The organism is Acinetobacter sp. 8I-beige (genome assembly GCF_902505955.1).
Taxonomy (GTDB): domain Bacteria; phylum Pseudomonadota; class Gammaproteobacteria; order Pseudomonadales; family Moraxellaceae; genus Acinetobacter; species Acinetobacter johnsonii.
In genome coordinates this window covers 55717-82079 of sequence record NZ_LR732790.1, presented here as the reverse complement: position 1 = coordinate 82079, position 26363 = coordinate 55717, and the positions used below count along the sequence as shown (strand labels likewise).

Sequence of the window (26363 nt, the reverse complement as noted above, 5' to 3'; positions counted from 1 at the left end):
GTTCATTAAATCATTAAAGCTTAGTTTACCTTAACTTCACTGCTACGTTGATAACCATCGACATAATGTTCTAACTGAGCTAATGCCCAGTCAATGTCTTGATCAATCGCAGTTAAGCCATAAATGCGTTCGAAAATCGGCAATAATTCATCTAAAGAGAAATGCTTTTCAAATGAACGTAAGATTCGACTATGCTCAGTTAACTGTGTATCTTCATGATCAATTAGCAACTCTTCATATAACTTTTCACCTGGGCGGAGTCCAGCATACTCAATCGAAATATCCCCCAGATCCGACCCTTCTTCACGAACTTTCAGACCACTCAACGCGATCATTTGACGTGCTAAATCTTGAATACGAACAGGCTCGCCCATATCCAACAAGAAAACGTCTCCACCTGTACCCAAAGCACCAGCCTGAATGACTAATTGTGAGGCTTCTGGAATAGTCATAAAATAACGCGTCACGTCAGGGTGAGTCACTGTAATTGGGCCACCTTTTGCTATCTGCTGCTTGAACAGAGGAACAACGGAGCCTGAAGAACCTAATACATTCCCAAAACGGACAATACTAATTTGGGTTTGCTGCTGCGCTTCTGCCATCGCTTGACAGTAAAGCTCAGCCATTCGCTTAGACGCTCCCATTACATTGGTCGGACGAACAGCCTTGTCTGTTGAAATCAGTACAAAAGTCTCTACACCTTTTTTAATCGCAGCATTCACACTAAAAGCTGTACCAATAGAGTTATTTTTTAGTCCTGCAATTGGATTACACTCGACCAATGGAACATGCTTATAAGCCGCTGCATGGTATACAGTTTGTACATTATACTGCTCAATCACACGCTCAAGTTTAGCTTCATCCAATACTGTTCCTAAAATCGGAATAATTTCTATTTGTGACTTAAGACGTAATTCTTTATCAATACTATACAGTGCAAATTCACTAAGCTCATAAATAACTAATTTCTGCGGATTATTCTTAATAATTTGTCGACAAAGTTCTGAACCAATAGAACCACCTGCCCCTGTGACCATCACTACTTTATATTGAATATTTTTGGCCAATAATTCTGGAATCGGCGGAACAGGATCACGCCCAAGTAAATCAATAATGTCTACTTCTCGGATGTCCGAGACTTTAATATCCCCATCTACAAGCTTTGTAAGCCCCGGGATTTCTGTAATTTTAATATGTGCAGGTTCAAGAAATTGAACAATTTCACTTTTTCGCGTACGCCCTACAGATGGTAAAGCAATGAGAATTTCATCAACTGTTTCTCTTTCCAGACGTTTAAGCGCATGTTCAGCATTATAAACTTTTAAACCACCAATAATTTGCCCTGATAACGACTGTTCATCATCAATAAAAAATAAAGGAAAATGTTCATCTGAACGATTCAACATTGCCGCAATTTGTTGGCCTGCATATCCAGCCCCATAAATCACGATTTTTCTTTTTGGAATATCAGTTTGCAAACATGCCCGCACAATAAATCGAATAGCACCACGGCTAAACCAAACCCAGGAAAACATGAAGAAACCAAACATCAAAGGAATTGATGTCGGAATAAAAGCCTCTGTACAATATGCCAGCCCAAAAAGTCCAAGGACAGTTAATCCTGTTGCAATCGCTAAGCGTGTAAAGAATACCTCATTGAATGTACGAACAATAAAATGATATGTTCCACAAATCAATAACATAGTGATTGCTAAAACACTTACCCAGAGTGATCCGAATGAGATATTAGGAACGACTTCTGCCCCTAGGTTAAATTCACGTAATGCGTAGCTCAACCAAATCAAGACAGGAAAAACTAAAAAATCCAAAAGGATTAAAAATAATTGTTTGGCATATCGTGGCGATGTAACCAAAGGCAGAATGACTGATTTCACAGGGTGAGTCTTCTCTATGCTATTTATATAAGTAAACTAAATGTGTTTTTAAGTTATTTGCTACCCACAAACAAATGTAAAAATGTAAAGTGAATGCAAAAGCGAAGCATTCACTTTACATCAGAGCATTTAAATTCTAGTAAGTACTTGTTCAATAGCAGAAATAGTTTGATTAATACTATCTTCACTCAAAGTTGGATGAACTAAAAACATTAAACTATTTTCACCTAGTTTTTGCGCATTCTGAAGTCGTTGAGCAGGGCGCCAAGGCGTATTGTCAAAAGCATGCTCTAAATACACTTCTGAACAAGAACCACTAAAGCAAGGAACACCTAATTCAGCAATTTCATTCATAATACGATCACGAGACCACCCTTCCGGTAATTGATCTACATTTACTTGAACATAACACTTATAAGCGGCATGTACATAATCATTCGAAGGCTGAAAAACGGTTATATATGGGGCCTTTTCAAATGCTGAATAAATGCGCTGCATATTTTTATTACGAACTTCAGTCCATTCAGTCATTTTTTTCAATTGAATGCGACCAATGACCGCTTGCATTTCCATCATACGCCAGTTCGTACCAAAAGAGTCATGTAGCCAACGAAAACCTGGTGGATGCTGCTTGTTATAAATACTATCGAAGTTTTTGCCATGATCTTTATAAGACCACATTTTTTTCCATAGTACTTCATCGTTGGTGGTGACCATGCCTCCTTCACCGCCCGTTGTCATAATTTTATCTTGGCAGAAAGACCAGGCAGAAATATGCCCAATAGAACCCGCAGGTTTGCCCTTATATTGTGCGCCATGTGCTTGCGCACAATCTTCAATCACATATAAACCACGCTCAGCTGCAAGTTGCATGATTGGATCCATATCACACATCCAACCTGCCAAATGGACACAAATAATCGCTTTAGTATTGGGCGTTAGTACAGCTTCAATTGTCCGAGCCGAAATATTTTGTGAATCCAACTCAACATCTGCGAATATAGGATTAGCACCAGCAGTCACAATTGAGCTGGCAGAGGCTAAAAATGTCCGCGAAGTAACAATAACATCATCACCGGCACCAATATTTAAAGCCTTTAATGCAACATCAAGCGCTACTGTCCCATTTGCTAAAGCCACTGCATATTGTGTTCCTGCAAATGTTGCGAATTCTTTTTCAAATTCACGACATTCTTGACCCGTCCAATAGTTTACCTTATTCGACAACAGTACTTTAGATACAGCATCTGCTTCTTCTTGCGTAAAGCTTGGCCATGGTTCAAATGCAGTGTTTAACATATTTATTTCCTAGTTAAATTCTTACAAAAATCTTTATTTTTTCTCTAAAATTCGGGCTGGATTACCCACGACGGTAACACCTGCGGGAACACTTTTGGTCACTACTGCACCCATACCAACGATTGCACCTTTACCAATCACCAATGGTTTATCTGGTGTGCCTTGTTTGATCACAGCGCCAGTACCGATATAGGCATGGTCTTCTATATGAATATTGCCATTACATTTTACACCTGGAGCAAAGGTCACGTAGTCACCAATCACACAATCATGCTCGACATAACTATATAAATTAGCATGGAAACATTTGCCGATTTTGATATTTGATGTAATTGAAACAAAAGGGCTTAAGGCAGCTCCCTCTCCAATTTCAAGCTCATCCATTAAAACCGTATTATCTGCCTGTATACTCCATAAGTGAATGGCATCATTTACTAACTTATGTGCAATTTTTTCACGAATATAGCTGTTTGCAATGGCAATCACGACAAACTTTTGTGTAGCATGTAAAGCTTTGAAAGATTTATAATTTAATGCAGGGTGTCCATTTATTGTTTGTGGTTGATGTAGACTGTCATCAATAAAATAAATCTCCGCCGAAACACCTACACGCTGTAATTGTTGTCGCGCAACAGGCATTAAACTACGACCACAACCCGATGCTCCATAAATCGCATAGACAGGGCAACTCATGTATTATCTTCCGACTTTGAGCCTGTAAATTTTGTCATCGTTGCCTCACCTTCCGCACTGATATCATCTTTTGCAATGACTTTTTGCACAGTCTTAAGCATGATTTTAAAATCTAATACTGTTGACTGGTTTTCGACATACCAAGTGTCTAATTTGAATTTTTCTTCCCAACTAATTGCATTGCGGCCATTCACTTGGGCATAGCCGGTCATACCGGGGCGCACATTGTGACGTTTGGCCTGTTCTTGATTGTATAGAGATAAATATTCCATCAGTAACGGGCGTGGCCCCACAACACTCATATCACCTTTAATCACATTCCAAAGCTCAGGCATTTCATCCAGACTAGTCGAACGTAACATTTTGCCAAATGGCGTCAAACGCTCGCTATCTGGCAATGGATTGCCTTGTGCATCCACTGCATCTTTCATGGTGCGGAATTTAATCATTTCAAATGGCTTACCATTTAAACCTGGACGCACTTGACGAAATAGCACGGGTGAACCTAGATTTTTTTTCACTTTATAAGCCACGAATGCATATAAAGGGGAAAGCAGAATCAGGGCTACAGAGGCGATGATAATATCGAGTAAGCGTTTTAACATTTAGATTAAACCCATTTCTTGCATCATATGTGCGTTTACCTGATGTACATCATATTTATGAAGTGCGATTTCTCGGGAGCGACTTCCCATTTGAGCGATAAGCTCTGGCTGAAGAATTAGTTTCTCCATAGCTTTTACTAAACTTTCCACGGATTTTACTTCAACCAGAAATCCGTTATCACCATCAGTAACAGTTTCACGACAACCAGGTGCATCGGTGGTAATAATTGCCCGACCCATTGCCATGGCCTCTAAGACTGTACGGGGCGTACCTTCACGATACGACGGCAAGACATAAACCGAGCTTTCTGCAATTGCAGGCCGAACATCGGATAGTTTCCCCCAATATTTTAATATATTGCTGGCTGTCCATTGATCCAATTCTTGCTGACCAATAGCTGAAGGATTTTCATCAATCCAGCCCACTAGATTAAACTCTACATGCGGATATTTATGTTTAATGATTTCTGCTGCTTCGGCATATTCACGGATACCTTTATCTACCAGTAGACGAGCAATCAGTAAAAAGGAGATTTTTATTTTTTGATCAGCCGTGACAGGTAAAGGTAATACATTAAAGTCGGCAATATTGACCCCTGAACCGTTCACTACCACTGTAGGTATTTGAGCTTTTAGAAGCTTTAAATCCTGAAAAAGTTTTAGGTCATCCGGGTTTTGGAAAAATGCCTTATGACTGCGTGATAATGCTTGCTGGTATAAACCATGAACCAGTTGCTGAAAAATACTACGCTTACTCTGAGTTTCTACATTTTGAAATGCATAACCTAAACCGGTAATTAAGGCATAACGATGCGGTACTTTTGCCAGCCACGCAGCCAGTGTTCCGTAGATCACCGGCTTGATCGTATAAGATAGAACATAATCAGGTTTGATTTTTTTTATAAGCGTATAGATGCTCCCTAAGGTTTTTAAGTCTGCTACCGGGTTGGTACCTGTACGCTGCATGGAAACATCATGTACGTAATAACCTAAATCTAGTAGTTTTTCATGCTCGGCAGAAAAAGAAATCAAATCAGGCACAATAACATGGATTTCATAATCTTGTTGATGGATCGTTTCGAGTAACTTTCCACGGAAGTTTAAGACTGAAGGGAGAAAGCTGGAAATAATTAAGAATTTCATTTTTTAATACTAATCACACGTTGATTTTGCTTATATTGGTAAAAAGCATAAATTAATAAGTAAAGAAAAATAGGCATAACCATCCACTTCTGTCGAGTCGCAATACCTAAATTTGCTGTTGTAATTGCTAACATACTACATGTTAAAAATGCATAAATTAACAACCAAGCATTTTTACCTTCTATAAATGAATGCGGTCTAAATTTATTTTTAAATAAAACATATAAAAATAGTACTAATAATATTGTATTTTCTATACTAGTAAATAACGCCAAAGCACTATGGGCATCAAAAGGTAAAGGTCTAAATAAATAAGTAAAAATTTGCATAGGGTAGCTCATAGATTGTAGGTCAATAGACGAGCCTCCACTTTGGTTATACCCTTGACGCTGATCAACATAACCACTAACAGCGTCGACAGAAGCTTCTTCTAAACCTACATATTGCTGCACGAAACTAGAAGAAAATATAAGAGCAGAAAAAATAATTGGTAATGTTATTAACTTTACCAACAAATGAACCCTAGAACGAATAATAAAATAAATTACAAATGATACAATCATCATAAGTGCAATATGAGGCCGTACCATACACATTGCAAAAAAAGACAATGGTAGTAAAAGATATGGTCTTTTATTGATAGTGATTGTATATAAAAACAAACAGACAGCAAAAAATGAAATAGAATCTTTACCTAAACCAGCACTCCAAAAACTCATAGAGGGTATAAATAATAAACAGCCCCAAATCCACGAAAGTTTTTCAAGGTATCTTTTTACAGATAAATATAAGAAGATGAGGCCTAATGTTCCAAATAAATTGTACACGAAAGTAACATTCAAGTAATTTGCATCTAAATCCTTTGAAAATAAGGAAGAAAAATAATAAACAAACGGAGAGCCTGGGTAAAATTTGAGATTTTCTCCTAATGAATTATAGTAATAAACTACTGCATCTGCAGCATTTGATAGAGTAAAAAAGTAGTAAAATAGACTAAAAAAAGTATGCCAAAGAAAAAGAGCTACCACAAAACTAATATCTACTTTCTTTTTACAACCAATAATAAAAGATAAAAACAAGCCAATAATTAAAATTGATAAGGTAAACATACTCTGATAGTAATCAAATTCAATCATAACTATTTACCAATTAAGTTTTTGACAATTCTAAATTTCCCACTTTTCTCTTTCTCAATGACTTCAACATATATAATATCTAATTCAATCTCATTCCCAATTCTTTCACGCAGTGAAGAAATGAAATTTAACTCTTGTTTTTTATTAAAATCTTTACTTGCTACAATTCTGACTTCAAGATGATCAATTTTATCTTGAATCAACTGAAAACAGACTATACCTTGAGTGTCTTTAGTCGAGTTACTAATATTACCTAAGTTAACCTTCCCATAAGTTGGAGAAAGAATATAGTCATTTGTACGTCCTTCAATACTGTCGACTAAAGGAAAAAAAGAACCACACGCACATTGTTTTGTAGAATCTGCTAAAGTAATTGAGTCACCAATCCGATAACGTATTAGTGGTGTACCATACGTGGTAAAAGAAGTTACTAGCATTTGCCCAGCTTGAGTAGAGTTCAAATTTTCATCTACAACTTCAAAAATACCTGTTAAAGGATGAATATGCAAACTCCCAGCAGTGCACTCTAGTATAAATGGCGCACCTTCTGAAGAAGCATATTGATCTACTAACTTACATCCTAGAACTTCAGAAATTACTTGTCTATGTTCTGCTAACACTGTTTCTGCAGTTGGAAAAAAAACTTTTGCTTGGCCTGTATATTTTAAACCCTTAGACTTTGCAATTTGACAAATTTCAAAGACACTAGATGGAAAGCCTACCAGAAATTCAGGTTGAAATTCATTTAAGGATTTCCAATATAGATCAAAGTTTTTTTCATTAATTAGAAATGTAGAATAAAATCTAATTTTATTTACAAAATCATAATGTGAACAAATTCCTTTTTCTATATCTTTTTGAGTGATTAAATTCTTACCAGAAAACCATGCTGTTTTTTTCCCAAGCTCATAGCCGTGTTGAGCACGAAAGTGATCTAAAATAGCAAACCGCTCTTGCATATCTTTTTTTGTATAAATCACTTTCATAGAAGCACCTGTTGTACCTCCTGTTAAACTTACAATACCTTCTGACTCATTTATTGTTTTTATTTTATCTAAATTCTTAATAATATCTTCTTTTTCAAGCACTTTATCTTTATCTAATTTTTCTTCTTTATACCATGCTGAATTATTTATAACATAAGTCAAAAATTTACTTTTCTTGATATTGACTTCCTGCTCTAGCTCGTCCTTTGACAAACGATCTATTTTTTTATAATATTCTCTAAAATCAGAATAGCTCCCCCCATGTCGAATTTTATACTGACTTACATTAAACATTGTAACAGCTAAGTTTTGAAGAAAATAAGGACTTAGACGAACTAGACTTTCTTTAAATGACATTTTTAAACTCAATATTGATATAAATTAGATACTATTATTAATGCATATATTCGCTTCATGTAAGCATGCTACTATATAAACTCACATGAAGATGTGCTGCTTTTGAAATTGAATAATGAACTGAGTTTTGAATAGCATTTTTAGAATATTCCTCTATAAGTTTAGGTTCAGAGACTAACTTGTAGATAGCATCGGCTAAAGCCTGGGAATTTTTCGGAGAAACAACTATTCCATTTTTGCTATTCTCAATAATTTCAATACATCCACCTACATCAGTAACAATACAAGGTAATCCAGATATGGCAGCCTCTGTTAATGCTATAGGCAGCCCCTCCCAAGCAGAACTCATAAGAAATATATCCGCTTCATTCAAAAATTCTGGAATATTAGTTTTCACACCCACAAATTCAACCACACTATTTAAATTATTAGCTCCTATATAATCTAATAGTTGTGCCTTATAGGTAGGATCTCCCTCTCCAGCAACTCGCACTTTCAACTTGCCCTTTAATGTTGTATCTAAAAGATTAAGAGCAGCTAACATATTCATATAGTCTTTTTGCAAAGTTATTCGACCAACCATTGCGATATTAATTATATTATTAGGTATTCTTACTCGCTTATAACCAGTAAATTTTTCTCCTGATACAGCGTTCGCAATCGTATTGATATTACGCCCTGTATAACTTTGTAAAGCTGTAGCGCATTTCTTTGAAATTCCAACATATTCATCAACTAATTTATTAAAAATATAATATAAAAATTTACCCCAACGCGGTTCCATGGAGTGATGAGTATATATAACAGGAGTAGAAAGCAAAGCTGAAAAAATGATGCCAAATGCCAAATGCGTATGATAAATATCAATTTTATGTTCTAAAACATATTTTTTTATACTTAGTGCACCTAACCAGGGTTTTTTTCTTGCATTATTGCCTACTACATAAGTTTTTACTCCAGCAATCTTCAAATCATTTAAGAACTTTTCTTCATACGCTGTATTCCTACCTATATCAGTAGCTGAACTCAAGAATACAACATGCACATTGTGTCCTTGCTTTGATAAAAATTCTGCTAAATCTTTAACATAGACTTCAGCGCCACCTGATGCAGGAGAAGATATAAAATGTAATATATTCATATAAGTGCCATTATATTAAAAAATCCAATTATGCTTAAAATGATTGAATATAAATTCAATCATTTTAGAGGATTTATGAATTGTAATATTTAATTTCAAATTCATCATCAAAAGAACTATTATATGAAGAAAACCATTGTTTGAACTTAAAAATATCTTGTGTTGGTAATTTAATATCCAAACTATAAGGACTATCTATCATCTCCTTTAATCTCTCAAGTTCTTTTCTATTTATTACCGGAAGATTAAAGTCTTTCTTTTTTTCCAAGGCACGATTATCTACACCAATAATTATTGTTCGTATACCTTTTTGTAAAGCTCTAATCCCGCCATGCAATCTTGTTCCAACATAATCTATATCACCCTGAACTAAAATATTATCATATGTGCTTAATACTGGAGGTATCACTTCAATTCTGTTTTTAAACAGTGAAAAATAATTGAACTCTTTTCCCACTAATTCTTTAAAATAATTCCAGTCTCTCGCACCTTGAATCCATATTAAAACCTTTTCGTAACTTTCTAATAAAATTTTTATACTTAAAAAATCTAGGGAGAAATCTGGCGCATAATCGGTTAATGTATAGATTACTTTAGAGGCTTTATTTTTTTTGTCCGCTACAATTAATTTACATTTCTCGCTATCAAGCCCCCACATTGTTAAACAAGCAGTATTAACTACATTACTAAATCCTACTTTCTCGAGTTTCTGTTTAGTATATTCATCTCGAACAGATAGCATACCATCAGATAATAAAATCTTTTTAAGTAATTTTCTTGAATAAAAATCTGGATCTTTTTGATAAGCTCCCCACCCCACTCCAAGCGTAACCGTGGGTTTTATAAAGCCCGCTGTAAATATATTTACGGCCCAAGCAGGTCTATACCACATTTTTGAACCTAAACAGTTTGTACCACATAATAAATTATATTTTATAATTTTTTGAAGCTTTAATGCATTATACAAATGTGCATCATGGCTTGAAAAATGTATTTGCTGCCTAACACTAATCAAAGGAGACATTTCTCTCAATACAGAATCCATAATAATATGATCTCCCAAGTTGCTAGATCCTATTGCGGTATTAAATATCCCAATGTTTTGCATAAAAACCTCTATTTCTAAAATAAGTAACAATAATTAAAAAAACTAAAGAGTGTATTAAAAAATATAATGGTATTTGATAGAAATTAAAATAGTTCAATCCACCCACAAAATACACAACTGCTATAACACTAAGAGCAACTATATTTGATATTAACAAAAACTCAAATCTACCTATTGCCCTTAAAAAGTATACTTTACTCTTAGAAATCCCCATTAAAAACCTATAAATCGCAAAAATAAAAAATGAGATATAGAATTTATAGTTAAAAAAATAAAAAATAAAAAATAATAAAAAACAAAAAGTCAATAAAATATAACTTTCATGATTTACATGCTTATCATAACTTTGTAATATTTCCATATTACCCTCTGCTACCGATTTTGAGTATAGAGGTTGATATTTGTTTTCCTGCACAATCATTATTATATTAAAAAAACCTAAAACACTAAATATTAATTTCTGCTCAACAAATATTGCATTATCAATACTCCCATAAAAAACAACAAATACTCCTTGAGTTGCACACCACATTACAATAAAAGAGCCTAAAGAATGAATACCATTTCTAAGAAAATTTTTTAAAAAAATATTACTTATTTCAACGTTACAATCAATTTCTTTAAAATAAAAGTACACTCCAATTGATGTTAAAAATAAAATAAAATAAAATAAAATTTCCCAAAAATCATTATGAATAATATTGGACAAAAAATAAGATATTAATATTAAAACTAAAACCCCGACTGATAATATAAAGCTGTAATTATTATAGTTTTTCCTTATAAAAATACGCCTTAAAAGTTCCAAAACACAAAAAGAATATGCAAAATAAAAAAAGAAAATATTCTTTATAATCAAAATATTCCCTACAATAAATGTCAAAATAAAGACAAATAATATTAATGCAGAAAAAATTCTAAAAATTTTAGAAACCAACACATTACTTTCATCATGTATTGATAAAATAGGCGTCACGAAAAAAGCTGTAGTACCAGCAAGAAACAATAATAAGTATGATATTAAGTATAAAACTTCAGCAGATTGACCTACCGAAAAGAAAAAGGGTGCAAGTACACTTAGCAGAAGTGTACTTAAAGAATAAACAGCTTGATCTATATATCTTAAATACTTCCAAGCTAAATTTAAAATTTTCATCTATTATTAAATTAACAAAATTGTATATACCACGGCATCGCCTTTTCAATACCTTGAAAAATTAAAAACTTAGAATCATAACCCAATAATTTTTTAATCTTCACAACATTTGCTTGAGAGTGACGCACATCACCTACACGGAAATCACGATATACAGGCTCTTTAGTATAAGTCACACCATTTTCATTTAACGCAGTTTTAATGGCATTAAACAAATCATTGAGTGTTGTACGATCTCCGACTGCTACATTATAAACCTGATTTTTAGCTTCATCATTTTGTGTGGTGGCTGCCAGAATATTGGCCTGAACAGTATTTTCAATAAAACAGAAATCACGACTGGTTTCACCATCACCATTAATCAACACATCATCACCGGCAATCATGGCCGCCGTCCATTTTGGAATCACCGCTGCATAGGCACCATTCGGGTCCTGGCGCTTGCCGAACACATTGAAGTAACGCAAACCGATGGTTTTAAACCCATAAGTCCGTGCGAATACTTCAGCATAAAGCTCATTTACGTATTTGGTGACAGCATATGGCGAAAGTGGCTTGCCGATATTCTCTTCAACTTTAGGCAGTGCCGGATGGTCACCATAAGTTGAACTGCTGGCGGCATAGGTAAAGCTTTTTACTTCTGTATCACGTGCAGCCGTCAGCATATTTAAAAAGCCAGTAATATTGGCTGCATTGGTGGTAATTGGGTCGGCAATCGAGCGCGGCACAGAACCTAAAGCAGCCTGGTGCAAAACATAGTCCACTCCTGCACATGCTTTCTGGCAATCTTCAAAATTACGGATATCCCCTTCATAAAACTTGAAGTTTGCCCACTGGTCAGGCTTGACCAGACTTTGCACTTCATCCAGATTATGCTGATGACCTGTAGCAAAATTGTCCAGACCCACCACATTTTGATTTAACTTTAGAAGAGTTTCCAGTAAATTTGAGCCAATAAAGCCTGCCACACCGGTAATTAACCAGGTTTTAGGTGCTTGTTCTAATTGCTCACATACAGTTTGATATTGGCTCATGTATAGAATCCCTATAAATTACAGACGAAGGTCAGATTCAGATTGATCTAGTACATATTTCAGATCATACAAAATATGTGCTGATTTACCCAAGGCATGTAATGCATCGGCCCCCATAGTTTTAAATTGATCATGGGCAACAGCTAAAATCACCGCGTCATACTGACCCTGTTCAAGATTTGTGACTGGAGTAATTCCATATTCATATTGAGCTTCGCTTGTATCTACCCATGGGTCATACACATCGGCAGCAATATTGTATTCTGTCAGCTCATTAACAATATCAATAATTTTGGTGTTACGAATATCCGGACAGTTTTCTTTAAAACTTAAGCCTAAAACCAAAACCTTGGCACCTTCGACCTGAATTTTTTTCTTGATCATCGCCTTGACTAGCTGGGTAACCACATAAGCGCCCATACCGTCATTTAAACGGCGACCTGCAAGAATAATTTCAGGGTGATAGCCAATAGACTGTGCCTTATGAGTCAGATAGTACGGATCGACACCAATACAGTGTCCACCTACCAAACCTGGACGGAACGGTAGGAAATTCCATTTGGTACCGGCAGCTTGCAATACGGCTTCGGTATCAATTCCCATTTTATTAAAGATCACGGCCAATTCATTAATCAAGGCAATATTGACATCACGCTGGGTATTTTCAATCACTTTTGCCGCTTCAGCCACTTTAATACTGGTTGCTTTATGCGTACCTGCTTCAATAACTAAGTTATAAACTTGATCAATAAAGTCAGCAACTTCAGGTGTTGATCCTGAAGTAATTTTTAAAATATTCGTGACTCGGTGTAATTTATCACCCGGGTTAATTCTTTCTGGGCTATAACCTGCAAAAAAATCCTGGTTAAATTTTAAATTAGACACTTGTTCAAGTACTGGAATACATGTTTCCTCAGTAGCACCTGGATATACCGTTGATTCATATACTACAATGTCACCTTTTTTAAGCACCTTTCCAATACTGGTTGAAGCCTTTATAAGGGGTGTTAAATCAGGTTGTTTAAACTCATCGATAGGTGTTGGTACGGTCACAATAAAAAAATTGCAACTATGTAAATCAGCCAAATCAGATGAATAACTTAAATAAGTTACGTCTTTCAACTCATCTGAAGAAACTTCTAAAGTATGGTCTTGGCCACTTTTTAATTCTTCAATCCGTGTTGTGTGTATATCAAACCCAACAACCGGCACTTTTTTACCAAATTCGACTGCCAATGGCAAACCAACATAGCCTAAACCAATCACTGCTATTTTCAGATCAGAGAGTTGTAGCATTTTAACGCCTTATTTATTTCTGTTATGAACATGAATCTTATCGGCGGCCATACTACCAGAAAAACATGAATTTTCTGTTATGATTTTTTACCAAACACTAAGCATGGTCTTTCATTTTTCCATTTTTCAGTACGATTTAGCAATGTATTTGCCTATCTTAGTACGATAAATTTCACAAAATGTATAACATTGATAGGCCGAGAAGAACCTTTACTATAAAATTGATTACAATTTGTTATATACCCCAAAGCGAACTTCGGTAAAATGCTGTTTAATTGAAACGATTTTAAAAAATCTAAAATGGGAATTTTTGTGCGACATTTTAAATCTATAATTTTACTGTCCGTTATTATGACATCTACTGGATGTGCTCTTACATCCGGGCTACAAACTTATGATTTACCAGAGGAAGGGATTTACCAAACGGATTTAGGCACACACGTCAATGTTGTAAAGCTCACCCAAACATCATTACCAGCTGTCCAAGTTGCACAATACAATCAAGAATATTTTGCTCATTTGTTCAACATTCCTCAAAAAAATTACAAGCTCAGTGCTGGAGATATTCTCTCGATTTATCTCTGGGCATATCCAGAAATTACTCCACCTACAAATACCATCAGTAATGAAGAAGCTATCAAGTCCAATGGCTATCAAATTGATCAAAGTGGTTATATCCAATTTCCTATTATTGGTCGCTACAAAGCCGCAGGAAAGTCTTTAACACAAGTGAACCAAGAATTACGTAGCCAACTTTCACGTTATTTAAAAACGCCCGACGTCATTGCTCGTGTTCTATCGTATCAAGGACAGCGCTACTCTGTACAAGGCAGTGTCATGAAAGGTGGACAGTTTACTTTAACTGACCAACCTACCAGTGTTTATACTGCATTAGGTTTAGCTGGCGGTATCAATACTCAGTTAGGAGATAACACCTCTATTACACTTGTCCGCCAAGGTAAAACTTATAATCTCAATAGCATTTCGCTTGAAAAGGCTGGTTATTCACTACACAATTTATTGATTCAGCCTAACGATACACTTTATGTAAACTCAAAAGAAAATCAGAAAATTTATGTAATGGGTGAATCGGGACAAAACAAACCGATCCCGATGCGAGATCAGGGTATTAGCTTAAGTGATGTCATTGGGGAAAGTCTCGGTTTGAATCCACTTTCAGGCAGTCGAAGCAAAATTTATGTGGTTCGTAGTCATCGTGATGCAGGGATCACTGATGTCTATCACCTAGATTTAACCAGTATTGGTGATTTTGGACTGGCAAATAAATTTCAAATGCAAAGCAATGATATTGTGTATATCGATGCCTCAGGTTTAACGCGCTGGCAACGTGTCATCAATCAAGTCATTCCATTCTCAAACGTGATTTATAATATTGATCGTGTGGGGCAATAATGCAGTTCAAAAATATTTTGGTAGTGTGCGTAGGTAATATCTGTCGTAGCCCTATGGCAGAGTACCTACTCAAACAAAATTACCCTCAACTCACCATTCATTCTGCAGGCATTTCTGGCATGATTGGATATTCTGCCGATGAAAAAGCACAGCTTTGCATGGAGCGAATTGGAATTGACATGAGTCTGCATATTGCCAGGAAACTCAATGCAGAACTGATTAAGCAAGCTGATTTGATTTTAGTCATGAGCCAAAATCAACAGAAACATATTGAGCAAACATGGCCATTTGCTAAAGGGAAAACGTTTCGCTTAGGTCATTGGCAAGGAAAAAACATTCCTGACCCCTATCAACATGATCAAGCTTTTTTTGATGAAACTTCCCTGCTTATACAAACGTGTGTAGCAGATTGGACTAAACATATTTAACTTTGATGTACGATTATGAGCCAAACTACAAATACAGAAGATACTATTGATTTAAAAGAATTATTTTTCTCATTGATCGCACAATGGAAGTTAATTGCGTTGTGTATCCTTTTGAGTTTAATTTGCGCCCTACTATACTTAAGAGCAACTCCGGATACCTATTCGGTGGACGCCTTGGTACAAGTAGAAGAAAATAAAGGCGCCTCCGCAGCTCTATTAGGTGATCTCTCTAGCATGGTTGAGCAAAAACAACCTGCTCAAGCAGAAATCGAAATTTTAAAATCGCGTTTAGTTTTAGGTAATGTCATTCAACATCTGAATTTAGATCTTAAAATTTCAGGTACGGAAAATTCATTTACTGATCGTCTATTGTCTCCACACCATTATCAAACGCAATACCAGCCGAAATCGGTGGTGTTTAAAGATGATGAAAAAGCTTTTAATGTCCGTCAGTTTAATGTTCCATCAAACTTCCGTGATAAAAACCTTGAACTTCGCTTTAAAGATGGTCAGTTTAGTTTAACGAATACACAAACTGAACAGGTCATTTTAACAGGCAAAACGAACCAAGCGAATACGCTACGTACAACGGATGGCTTGTGGAATATTTCTATTTATACACAAGACCAGCTGAATGATGTTTATCTCATTCAAAAACAATCTCTACCTGCTGCAGTCAATAGTATCTTGGCAAATTATTCAGTCGCAGAAAAAGGAAAGTTAACAGGTATTCTTGGGCTCAATTATCAAGGTACAGACAAAACTCATATTACCCAAGTACTCAATGCTATTCTGGTTTCTTATAGCCAACAAAACATTGAACGTCGTTCAGCTGAAACAGCGCAAACACTTAAATTCTTAGACGAACAACTACCAGAGCTGAAACAACAACTTGATGTAGCAGAGCGTGAATTCAATAAATTTCGCCAACAATACAACACCGTAGATGTCACCAAAGAATCTGAGTTATTTTTAACCCAAAGCGTAACCTTAGAGACACAAAAAGCACAACTTGAACAACAAGTGGCTGAAGCTGGTGCCAAATATACTTCTGAACATCCAGTCATGCAGCAAATGAATGCACAACTAGGAGCAATCGATAAAAAGATTGGGGAGTTAAATGCGACATTAAAAGAGCTGCCAGATTTACAACGTCGTTATTTACAGCTTTACCGTGAAGTTGAAGTTAAACAACAACTTTATACAGCGTTATTAAACTCATATCAGCAACTACGTATTGCTAAAGCGGGCGAGATTGGAAATGTTCGTATTGTCGATACAGCTGTTGAACCAATTGAACCAATTGCACCAAAAAAACTACAGATTTTAATTCTATCTATTTTCTTGGGTGGTTTCCTAGGGACACTCTTGGCATTATTACGTAATATGATGCGTTCAGGAATCAAAGACTCAGCTCAAATTGAAAATGAATTGGATCTGCCCGTGTATGCAACGGTTCCACGTTCACCTGTGCAAGAAAGCCGTATTAATATTTTAAAGAAGAAAAAGAATATTCCTATTTTGGCTGTTAAAAATAGTGATGATATTGCGATTGAAAGCTTAAGAAGCATGCGTACAGCCATCCATTTCGCTCTAAGCTCTGCCCGGAATAATCTGATTACGATTTCAGGTCCAGCACCTGAAGTTGGAAAGTCTTTTATTTCAACGAATTTAGCCACAATTTTGGCACAAAGTGACAAACGCGTATTAATCATAGACGCAGACTTACGTCGCGGTTATTTACACAAGTATTTTAATCTCGACACACTACCTGGCTTAACAGAGTTACTCAATGGTCAACAAAGTTTAGAAACAGTCATTCGTCATACAGAAGTACCTGGCTTAAGTGTAATTTCTCGCGGGAAAAGTCCTGCGAATCCTTCTGAACTACTAAGCTCTAACCAGTTTAAAAATCTATTAGAGCAAATGTCAGAGAAATTTGATCATGTGATTATCGATACTCCACCAGTCTTAGCCGTGACGGATGGCATCATTATTTCTCAATACACAGGGGTTAACTTAGTGATTGCACGTTATGCGAAAACGCAGATGAAAGAGTTGGAATTAACCCTGAATCGCTTCGAACAAGCTGGCGTGAAAGTGAATGGCTTTATCCTGAACGATATTCAACGTTCAGCAGGCTCTGGTTATGGCTATAACTATGCTTATGCCTATAAAGCCAATAAAGAATCAGACTAAATACATCCTCTAACCGATCAAAAGCCAGAACTTGATTTCTGGCTTTTTATTTTGTATGACAAACGTTTATATATTCAAATCGTTATAGTTTTTTTAAGGACTTCGGCATATATTAATTTGAAAATGTACTGGTGGTACAAAACACGTCATTCATGAAGTCTGCTAAGATGCTAAAAAACTTTTTGAATGTAATAGAATTAGGAAAAATTTCACATGAGTAAAGCCTTACCCATTGCTGTAGCTGTTATTCTAGGCGGTGCTGCACTTGTTCCCGTTTATTATGCATCTCAACACCCAGCTTCAGCCGAAGCCCAAGTTTCAAAAAATGCATCTGCCGTAGAAAAAATTAGCTATGCACTGGGTTATGAGGTTGCTCATCAAACTCCACCAGAACTCGATATTAACAGTTTTATAACCGGTGTCCGTGCAGGTCATGCCCGTAGCCAACCCGCCTATAGCGAAGAAGAATTAAAACAGGCCTATGAGCAGTTCCAACAAGAAATACAGCAAAAACAGGCCAATGATGCGAAGCAAGCACAAACAACCAGTGACAGCTTCTTAACTGAAAATGCGAAAAAACCTGGGGTGAAAACCACAGCATCAGGCTTACAGTACAAAATTACGCAAGAAGGCACAGGCAAGCAACCCTCTGCCAGCTCTGTCGTGACCGTGCATTACAAAGGCCAACTGGTCGATGGTAAAGTCTTTGATAGTTCACTTGAACGTGGCGAGCCAATTGAGTTCCCATTAAATCAAGTAATTCCAGGTTGGACTGAAGGTCTACAACTCATGAAAGAAGGTGGGAAAGCGACGCTATACATCCCTTCTAACTTAGGCTACGGTCCACAAGGTGTACCCGGCATGATCCCAGCCAATAGCACGCTTATTTTTGATGTTGAACTGATCAAAGTAAAATAAGACAAGTCAATCAAAGGAGAGCTTTTGCTCTCCTCTTTTTATTGAGAATACGATATGAAAATTCAAACAACATTACTCTGTGGCTTGTTACTTTCTACACCTGTTTTTGCTGCACCGATTAATAATAAAAGCAGCATCAACCAACAAGTCGGTTATAGCTTTGGCTATCTCATGGGTCGTAGTAATGCCGAGTCTATTCAAGATTTAGATCTCGATGCTTTTGTGCAAGGGTTACGTGAAGCATCTAAAGGCCAAGCTGCGTCATTAAGCGATGAAGAAATGGCGCGTGTACTCACCCAATATAAACGCCAAGCCGAGGCAAAACAGTTATTAGAAGTTAAACAACTGGCAGATAAAAATGCCAAAATTGGTGCAGCCTTTTTAGCTGAAAATGCGAAAAAACCCGAGGTGAAAACCACGGCTTCAGGTCTGCAATATATGGTTTTGCAACAAGGCCAAGGCAAGTCACCTAAGGCCAACAGCAAAGTCAAAGTTCACTATGAAGGGCGTCTGATTGATCAAACTGTTTTTGATAGCTCGATTGCACGTCAGCAGCCTGCGGAGTTTCAAGTCAGCCAAGTGATTCAAGGTTGGACTGAAGGCTTACAGCTAATGAAAGAAGGCGCAAAATATCGCTTCTTTATTCCCGCTAAACTGGGCTATGGCCAAATTGGTTCAGGCGATGTGATTGAACCGAATAGCACCTTGATTTTTGATGTGGAACTGATTGAAGTGTTGCCCAAATAAGGTAGCAATGCAAAGGTAATGCTATATACAAAATAAAAAGCCTGATCTTCGTGATCAGGCTTTTTATTAATTTCAATATATTCTTCAATCAAGCCATACTTTTTTAAGCTACGCGCTTCGCTTGCAGTATAAAATAAAGTACTGCTTTGTTTTATGCTTCATGTTTGAGATGACGTGGTCTAAACCCAGTAAAGAGCAAACCAACCGCATAAGCCACAACTCCGACCACGCACAGCCCGATCACTTCGGCAACGCGAATCCACTGTGACACGTCACCATTATACCAAGTCAATGCATACCACAAAGCTACAATCATCACGGCGTTAGAAATACCAAACTGGATAAATAGTTTTTTCCAGTGTGCACCAAAACGGAAAATATCGCGCTTATGTAGATAGAAATACAACATCCCCGCATTCACCAGAGCAGAGCCCGAAGAAGCTAAAGCCAAAGCCATATGCTCTGCCTGCCAGTCAATCAATTTAAAGAAGCCAATAAATACCACGTTTAAAATCGCATTTGCGGCAACGGCCATTAAACCGACACGGACTGGCGTTTTGGTGTCTTGCTGCGCATAAAATCCAGGTGCAAAGACTTTAATCAACATAAATGAAATCACCCCAGCACTCATACATTGCAGCGCCAAAGCCGTCATTTGCGTATCTTCAATAGTGAATTGACCGCGTTGAAACAGGGCCTGAATAATGGGGGTCGATAACATAAACAGCGCGATACTCGCTGGCACCCCCACCAAAACAATCACCTTCGCAGCCCAATCCATCATGCCACGAAACTTCGACATATCTTGCTCTGCATGACGGGTCGACAATGCGGGTAAGATCACCGTGCCAATCGCTACCCCAATCAAGCCCAAAGGTAACTCAGTCATACGTTCCGCACTGTACAACCATGACACTGAACCGTCTTGCATAAACGAAGCCCAAATGGTGTTCAGGAGTAAGTTGATTTGCGTGACAGAAACACCAAATAGCGCAGGCAGCATCAATTTCATGATGCGATCCACCCCTTCATGTTTAAAATCAACTTTCGGCGGAATCAGTAACTTTTTATGCCAAAGTTCAGGAATTTGGATCGCCAGTTGCAATACACCCGCAGCAATCACCGCCCAACCCAGTGCCATAATCGGTTCTGCCATATACGGCGTCAGCCACCATGCCCCCGCAATCATCGCAACATTCAGTAATACCGGTGAAAAGGCGGGCGAAGCAAAGGAACCATAACTGTTTAAAATACTGCTGGCAAATGCCGTCAACGACATAAACAATAAATAAGGAATGGTAAGGCGGAACATTGAAACCGCGAGGTCGAACTTCTCTGGATCGGCATGGAAGCCTGGTGCATAGATGTAAAGCACCGCTGGAGCGGCGACCATAGCGAGGAAGGTTAAAGCCGTCATAACGGTCATCAAACAACCAAAGACTCGGCTAATCAGAATTTGAACTTCCGCATGGGTACGCCCAGTTTTATATTCGGTCAGTACTGGAATAAACGCCTGTGAGAATGCTCCCTCAGCAAATAGCCGACGGAAGAAGTTCGGTATACGAAAGGCCACCACAAAGGTATCGAAATCTTTCCCCGCACCAAAGACATTTAGTAAGACAATGTCTCGTACCAAACCCAAGACCCGAGAAAGCATGGTCATTGCACTTACAATTACGGTTGACCGCCACAGCGCCATCGTATCCACCTAGTTTTTCATTTGCCGCTATTGTAATGAAACTTCAGCGAATATTTGATTGTTTAATGTTGTTGTCGACTCTCAATTCATTGACTTTTTAACTGCTGCAAACGATTTCGATAGTCTAACCAATCAAAAAATGTGCCTGGATCGGTCTTACGTCCTGGCGCAATATCGGAATGTCCTGCCAAATGCTGCTGAATTTGAGGATAGGCCTGTTGTAAACAGGCCGTCACGTGTACCAATGTTTCATATTGGGCATCTTCAAAAGGCAAGTCATCACTGCCCTCTAGCTCAATGCCAATCGAATAATCATTGCACTCATTCTTGGCCAGATAGCTTGAGCGTCCTGCATGCCATGCACGGTCGTTAAAATTGACAAATTGTAAGACTTCGCCACTTCTTAAAATCAGTAAATGCGCTGAGACTTGCATGCCTTGAATAGTTTGAAAATATGGATGTACTGACCAATCCAATTGATTTTGAAAAAATTTTTCAATATAACCGCCACCAAACTGTGAGGGAGGCAAGCTGATATTATGGATGACAATCAGTTGAATCTCAGTATCAGCAGGACGTGCGTTAAAATTAGGCGATGGAATTTGTCTCGCTCCCAGCAGTTGCCCTGCTTGCACTTGAAACGACGGAATGACCTGCATATTTTTATTCCTCAAACCCATTGCGCCCTTTGGGCAATCTTTTTTAATGTCTCTCATGCTAAATCTTTCCCCGTCATTTCTCAAATTGCTCAGCGTTTGATTTTGAAATTTTCACGCCTTTTTCAGGAAAAATGCTAATATATTGCGCAATTTTCATGGCTTCTATAAAGATACGGACAATCGGATGAGCATATCGCAGCAACTGCTTGAACAATCTATTCAACTGAATATTCAACAGGCATTACAAGAAGACATCGGTGATGGTGACATTACGGCGCTTTTAACACCTGAAGATGAACAAGCGACTGCGACCATTATTAGCCGTGAAGATATGATTCTTGCAGGTCAGCCTTGGGTCAATGCATTAATTGCAGCTTTTGATCCAAGTGTACAAATCACGTGGCTAAAAAACGATGGCGATCTAGTTCTTGCCAATGAAACCATTTTCAAACTGGCGGGTTCAGCACGCAGTTTACTTACGGTTGAACGCCCTGCACTCAACTTTGTACAAACACTATCTGCTGTGGCCAGCAAAACGGCGGAATATGTCAAACAGCTGGATGGCTTAAACACCAAATTGCTCGATACCCGTAAAACCCTACCGGGTCTGCGTATTGCCCAGAAATATGCTGTCGCGGTGGGTGGCGGTCAAAACCATCGTTTAGGCTTATTCGATGCTTTTTTAATTAAAGAAAATCACATCATGGCGGCAGGTGGCATCGCCCAAGCCATTGCCAAAGCCCATCAAATTGCCCCGGGCAAACCTGTCGAGGTCGAAGTCGAAACCTGGACGGAATTAGAGCAAGCATTGGAAGCAAAAGCTGATATCGTGATGTTAGACAACTTTAGTCAGCAACAAATGATTGATGCGGTCAAGCATGTTGCAGGACGTTGTAAACTGGAAGCATCAGGCAACATCACCATTGCCAACTTGCGTGAAGTCGCAACCACAGGCGTGGATTATATTTCGATGGGTGTATTGACCAAAGATGTCAAAGCAGTCGACCTTTCTATGCGTTTTAATGCTTAATTCCAATAGTTTGCATTCAAACGACACGCAATAAAAAACGCACTCTCAAGTGCGTTTTTTATTGCGTTAAAATTTACCAGCCCAGTGCTTGCTGCTGTTTATTCACCAATTCTTGAATGCCCTTTTCCGCCATTTCTAACATGGCATTGCACTGTACACGGGTAAATGGTTTATCTTCTGCCGTGCCTTGAATTTCAATAAATTCGCCAGCTTGGGTCATCACCACGTTTAAATCCGTTTGGCAGTTTGAGTCTTCTTCATAGCACAAGTCTAAAAGCACTTCGTCTTGGAAAATACCGACTGAAATGGCAGCCACTAAGCCTTTTAATGGATCTTGCTTAATTTTCTTTTTCTCAAGCAACGTATTCATCGCATCAATGAGAGCCACGGCAGCACCTGTGATTGCTGCAGTACGTGTACCGCCATCCGCCTGAATCACATCACAGTCGATGGTAATGGTATTTTCACCTAATTTTTTTAAATCCACCATGGCACGTAGACTACGGCCAATCAAACGTTGGATTTCTTGAGTACGACCACTTTGCTTACCACGCGCAGCCTCACGATCACTACGGGTATGCGTCGAACGCGGCAACATGCCATATTCAGCGGTTACCCAGCCCTGACCCTTGCCTTTTAAAAAGCGTGGTACTGAGTTATCAATACTTGCCGTACAAAGAACTTTGGTATGACCAAACTCAACCAATACCGAACCTTCCGCATAACGTGTGTAGTTACGAGTAATGGTGACATCACGTAATTGATCTAATGCTCGTTGGTCGATACGCATAATACGCCCTTCATCTGACTAAATAGGTTGGCGCATAGTATAGCAGAAGCAGACCCAAAGCATTTGTCTGACTGCATTGCATTTGTAATTGATCGCCTGCTTCCCTACCCATCCATATTCTTTGTTAAACTGAAGCTTAAAAGAGGCTGAGGCAATCATCTATGTCGATTCGGGAAGAGCGTAAACAACAAAGCCGCCAAGCTTTGCTAAATGCTGCATTACAACTCAGCACCTCTGGACGTTCCTTTGGTCGCATTAGTCTCCGTGAAGTCACTCGCCAAGTGGGTTTAGTACCGACCGCGTTTTATCGCCACTTTAATGACTTGGATGAGTTAGGACTTGAACTGGTCGATCAAGCGGCGCTCCACATCAAAAGTATGTTAACGCAATTGGGACAAAGCTATGTTTATGGTCCACATGCCACGATTGAGCACAGTTTAGATCTATTTTTTAATGCTGTAGAGCAACATCCTGAACAGTGGATTTTTTTGATTGGAGAACGTTGGGGTGGTTCTGCCTTGATCCGTGCAGCCGTTGAGCGAGAAATTGCCTTTTTAATCGATGACTTCACCCATGAATTAACCCGTATTGAAAGTATGCAACATATTCATGACAGCAAAGACCTCAAAGTATTGGCCAATATTTTAATGGATGCCTCTTTTAACTGGGCCATGCGCTGGATTGGTTTGAGTCGAGATGTGGCTCCCGATAAACTCCAACAGCAGCAGGCTGAATTTAAACTGCAAACCATCCTGCAGATTCAACTCATGTTCCGTGGAATCTCCAATTGGCAACGGCCATTTGCCCAAACCAAACACGCCAACCCGACCTTGCATTAAGCCGCTCACAGACGTAATTTTTGCTGTATTACAAAATTTTTAATGCGCTTTGCTCAAACTTGGATGCTTTTTCACTATCATAGAGCCAGTTTTTTCATCTGTAGCTCCTATGCGTTTTTTTCTTTTTTTAGCGGCGAGTGTCTGTATTGCCTTGGCATGGCTGTTGCCCATTCATTATCGGCCTTGGGTCACCTATACAGGTGAATTGTTTGCATTTTTATCTTTATTTGCACTCTCTGCCTTATTTTTAAAAGAAAAACTCTTGCTCCCGAAAGTGAGCCTGCCGCTATTGCTGTTGAGCCTCGTGCCCTTCATTCAGTACGGTTTTGGCGAGCTGTTCTTTTTCAGCAAAGCACTGATGTGTGGCTTATATATCTTTGCATTTTGGCTGAGTATGGTTTTAGGTTTTAACCTGAGCCAAAAACCCTTAGAACGTGAGCAATTATTTAGTGGACTGTGTACAGTCTTCTGGGCGGTAGGCATCGTCACAGCAATTATTGCCGTCTGCCAATGGCTCAATATTGAACAGTACATTCCTGGCATGACCGCTTTCAAAGGAATAAGGCCTTATGCCAACTTTGCGCAGCCGAACAATATGGCGAGCTTCTTAATTCTGGCCTTACTCGGCACACTCTACCTATTTGAAAAGAAAAAATTTAACTCAATTCTGCTGTGCGTAAGTGCTGCATTGATACTATTTGCGGTAGCCCTGAGTCAGTCACGCACATCATGGGTCGCCAGTATCTGTGTGCTGCTGTATTTGCTCTATCAGCAGCACAAAGGTGCCATTCAACTGAAGTGGTATAGTGCCCTAGCATGGTTTGTATTGTTTATTTCTTTTATTATCCTACTTCCCCAGTTGAACCAACTTTTGATTCAACTATCCAATGTCGATGTCACTCAAACGAAAGAGGTTATCGCTCGTGCAACAGGTGATATGTCACGTCTTGCCATTTGGCAACAAATGCTCCATGCCATTGTTGAGCGACCTTGGTTTGGCTATGGTTGGCATCAAACCAGTGTAGCTTACACATTAATCAGTGATCAATTCCAAGGCCCCGTTTGGGTGAAAAGTGCGCACAACTTCATTCTCGACTTTATTGTGTGGAATGGGTTAGTGATTACGATTCCATTTTTTGCCTATCTCAGCTATTGGGGCTATCAACTGCAAAAGCATGCGACATCACTCGAATCTGTGATTGGCCTCCTGATGGTCGGCGCTTTACTGATTCACGGAATGCTCGAATTTCCGTTGTTCTACGCTTATTTCTTGCTACCACTCGGATTGATTCTAGGCATTATTCAATCTCAGCAAAAAGTAAAAACGTGGACTTTACCAAGCTTTACCATGCCGATCACATTTACTGTCTGTGTGGTCTTGCTCGCACTGATTATTCGTGACTATGAGTTGATGGTACCGAAGCTAAATCAAGCTTCTCGTTATGAACACACCCCTGAAAAGTTCACCAATCAAGATCACATTTTATTGCTGTCGGAGTTTAACCGCCGCATTGAATGGATTCAGTTAAATCCATACAGCAAAGTCAGCCCTGAGCAAATTCGTGACTATGAGGAAATGGTGCTGAACTACCCGATTCCCTATGATTTGACCAAATTTGCCAAACTCTTGGCCTTTAACGGCTATGAAGCCGAAGCCCGTCATCAACTTTGGCGCTTAAAAACCTTAAGAAAAATTGAGCTGCGTTATGAGGATTTATTGCAGCCAGCATCAGCTGCGCAATAAACGTTGTTAACCAATAAAAAAGCCTGCATCAGCAGGCTTTTTTAACTT

At 38.2% G+C, this 26363-nt stretch carries 23 protein-coding genes; 8 read left to right on the top strand and 15 right to left on the bottom strand.

Going from position 1 to position 26363, the window contains the following annotated elements:
- Positions 1-20: 20 nt before the first annotated feature.
- From GVX98_RS00385 to tviB, 12 genes are all read right to left on the bottom strand, one after another.
- The gene (locus GVX98_RS00385; protein WP_159126959.1) at positions 21-1895 is read right to left on the bottom strand and encodes a nucleoside-diphosphate sugar epimerase/dehydratase; all 1875 of its coding nucleotides are present in this window, start codon (positions 1893-1895) and stop codon (positions 21-23) included.
- A 129-nt stretch (positions 1896-2024) separates the two neighbouring features.
- On the bottom strand, positions 2025-3194 hold the full coding sequence (locus GVX98_RS00380; protein ID WP_159126958.1) for a DegT/DnrJ/EryC1/StrS aminotransferase family protein: 1170 nt from the start codon (positions 3192-3194) through the stop codon (positions 2025-2027).
- Between the two features lie 33 nt (positions 3195-3227).
- Positions 3228-3887, bottom strand: a complete 660-nt coding sequence (locus GVX98_RS00375; RefSeq protein ID WP_159126957.1) for an acetyltransferase — start codon at positions 3885-3887, stop codon at positions 3228-3230.
- On the bottom strand, positions 3884-4492 hold the full coding sequence (locus GVX98_RS00370) for a sugar transferase (RefSeq protein ID WP_159126956.1): 609 nt from the start codon (positions 4490-4492) through the stop codon (positions 3884-3886). The genes GVX98_RS00375 and GVX98_RS00370 overlap by 4 nt, the downstream gene beginning before the upstream one ends.
- Positions 4493-5635 carry a glycosyltransferase family 4 protein gene (locus GVX98_RS00365; protein WP_159126955.1) on the bottom strand — a complete coding sequence of 381 codons (1143 nt, stop codon included), beginning with the start codon at positions 5633-5635 and terminating at the stop codon, positions 4493-4495. It lies immediately after the preceding gene.
- Positions 5632-6771 carry a glycosyltransferase family 39 protein gene (locus GVX98_RS00360; RefSeq protein ID WP_159126954.1) on the bottom strand — a complete coding sequence of 380 codons (1140 nt, stop codon included), beginning with the start codon at positions 6769-6771 and terminating at the stop codon, positions 5632-5634. Before GVX98_RS00360 ends, GVX98_RS00365 begins: the two co-directional genes overlap by 4 nt.
- A 2-nt stretch (positions 6772-6773) precedes the next feature.
- Positions 6774-8114, bottom strand: coding sequence for a phenylacetate--CoA ligase family protein (locus tag GVX98_RS00355; RefSeq protein WP_159126953.1), 1341 nt, complete (start codon positions 8112-8114; stop codon positions 6774-6776).
- A 55-nt stretch (positions 8115-8169) separates the two neighbouring features.
- Positions 8170-9255: a glycosyltransferase family 4 protein gene (locus tag GVX98_RS00350; RefSeq protein WP_159126952.1), complete on the bottom strand. Its 1086-nt coding sequence runs from the start codon at positions 9253-9255 to the stop codon at positions 8170-8172.
- 73 nt (positions 9256-9328) lie between these two features.
- The gene (locus GVX98_RS00345) at positions 9329-10363 is read right to left on the bottom strand and encodes a polysaccharide pyruvyl transferase family protein (RefSeq protein WP_159126951.1); all 1035 of its coding nucleotides are present in this window, start codon (positions 10361-10363) and stop codon (positions 9329-9331) included.
- Positions 10341-11519 carry a hypothetical protein gene (locus tag GVX98_RS00340; protein WP_159126950.1) on the bottom strand — a complete coding sequence of 393 codons (1179 nt, stop codon included), beginning with the start codon at positions 11517-11519 and terminating at the stop codon, positions 10341-10343. The genes GVX98_RS00345 and GVX98_RS00340 overlap by 23 nt, the downstream gene beginning before the upstream one ends.
- Before the next feature lie 11 nt (positions 11520-11530).
- Entirely contained in the window at positions 11531-12553 is a 1023-nt protein-coding gene (locus GVX98_RS00335) for an NAD-dependent epimerase/dehydratase family protein (protein ID WP_159126949.1), read from the bottom strand.
- A gap of 18 nt (positions 12554-12571) precedes the next feature.
- On the bottom strand, positions 12572-13849 hold the full coding sequence (gene tviB / locus GVX98_RS00330) for a Vi polysaccharide biosynthesis UDP-N-acetylglucosamine C-6 dehydrogenase TviB (RefSeq protein WP_159126948.1): 1278 nt from the start codon (positions 13847-13849) through the stop codon (positions 12572-12574).
- 312 nt (positions 13850-14161) lie between these two features.
- Here tviB and GVX98_RS00325 point away from each other — a divergent pair, with 312 nt between their 5' ends.
- From GVX98_RS00325 to GVX98_RS00305, 5 genes are all read left to right on the top strand, one after another.
- Positions 14162-15262, top strand: coding sequence for a polysaccharide biosynthesis/export family protein (locus GVX98_RS00325; RefSeq protein ID WP_159126947.1), 1101 nt, complete (start codon positions 14162-14164; stop codon positions 15260-15262).
- Positions 15262-15690, top strand: a complete 429-nt coding sequence (locus GVX98_RS00320) for a low molecular weight protein-tyrosine-phosphatase (protein WP_159126946.1) — start codon at positions 15262-15264, stop codon at positions 15688-15690. Before GVX98_RS00325 ends, GVX98_RS00320 begins: the two co-directional genes overlap by 1 nt.
- A 15-nt stretch (positions 15691-15705) precedes the next feature.
- On the top strand, positions 15706-17889 hold the full coding sequence (locus tag GVX98_RS00315) for a polysaccharide biosynthesis tyrosine autokinase (RefSeq protein WP_159126945.1): 2184 nt from the start codon (positions 15706-15708) through the stop codon (positions 17887-17889).
- Positions 17890-18102: 213 nt separating this feature from the next.
- Positions 18103-18807 (top strand): FKBP-type peptidyl-prolyl cis-trans isomerase, encoded by a 705-nt coding sequence (locus GVX98_RS00310; protein WP_159126944.1) that lies wholly within the window; start codon positions 18103-18105, stop codon positions 18805-18807.
- 54 nt (positions 18808-18861) lie between these two features.
- Entirely contained in the window at positions 18862-19554 is a 693-nt protein-coding gene (locus tag GVX98_RS00305; protein WP_063454436.1) for an FKBP-type peptidyl-prolyl cis-trans isomerase, read from the top strand.
- A gap of 151 nt (positions 19555-19705) precedes the next feature.
- Here GVX98_RS00305 and murJ read toward each other — a convergent pair whose 3' ends face one another.
- Positions 19706-21262: a murein biosynthesis integral membrane protein MurJ gene (murJ, locus tag GVX98_RS00300; RefSeq protein WP_171503293.1), complete on the bottom strand. Its 1557-nt coding sequence runs from the start codon at positions 21260-21262 to the stop codon at positions 19706-19708.
- Between the two features lie 77 nt (positions 21263-21339).
- Positions 21340-21912: a 1,6-anhydro-N-acetylmuramyl-L-alanine amidase AmpD gene (gene ampD / locus GVX98_RS00295; protein ID WP_159127935.1), complete on the bottom strand. Its 573-nt coding sequence runs from the start codon at positions 21910-21912 to the stop codon at positions 21340-21342.
- A gap of 184 nt (positions 21913-22096) precedes the next feature.
- On the opposite strand from ampD, the gene nadC reads away from it, so the two are divergent.
- A complete protein-coding gene (gene nadC / locus GVX98_RS00290) occupies positions 22097-22942 on the top strand; it encodes a carboxylating nicotinate-nucleotide diphosphorylase (protein WP_159126942.1) in 846 nt (281 codons plus the stop codon).
- Positions 22943-23015: 73 nt separating this feature from the next.
- Here nadC and rph read toward each other — a convergent pair whose 3' ends face one another.
- The gene (gene rph / locus GVX98_RS00285) at positions 23016-23732 is read right to left on the bottom strand and encodes a ribonuclease PH (protein WP_159126941.1); all 717 of its coding nucleotides are present in this window, start codon (positions 23730-23732) and stop codon (positions 23016-23018) included.
- 161 nt (positions 23733-23893) lie between these two features.
- Between rph and GVX98_RS00280 the strand changes: the two genes are divergently transcribed.
- Together GVX98_RS00280 and GVX98_RS00275 are read left to right on the top strand one after the other, a co-directional pair.
- On the top strand, positions 23894-24571 hold the full coding sequence (locus GVX98_RS00280; RefSeq protein WP_159126940.1) for a TetR family transcriptional regulator: 678 nt from the start codon (positions 23894-23896) through the stop codon (positions 24569-24571).
- Positions 24572-24680: 109 nt separating this feature from the next.
- The gene (locus GVX98_RS00275; protein WP_159126939.1) at positions 24681-26315 is read left to right on the top strand and encodes a PglL family O-oligosaccharyltransferase; all 1635 of its coding nucleotides are present in this window, start codon (positions 24681-24683) and stop codon (positions 26313-26315) included.
- Positions 26316-26363: the final 48 nt, after the last annotated feature.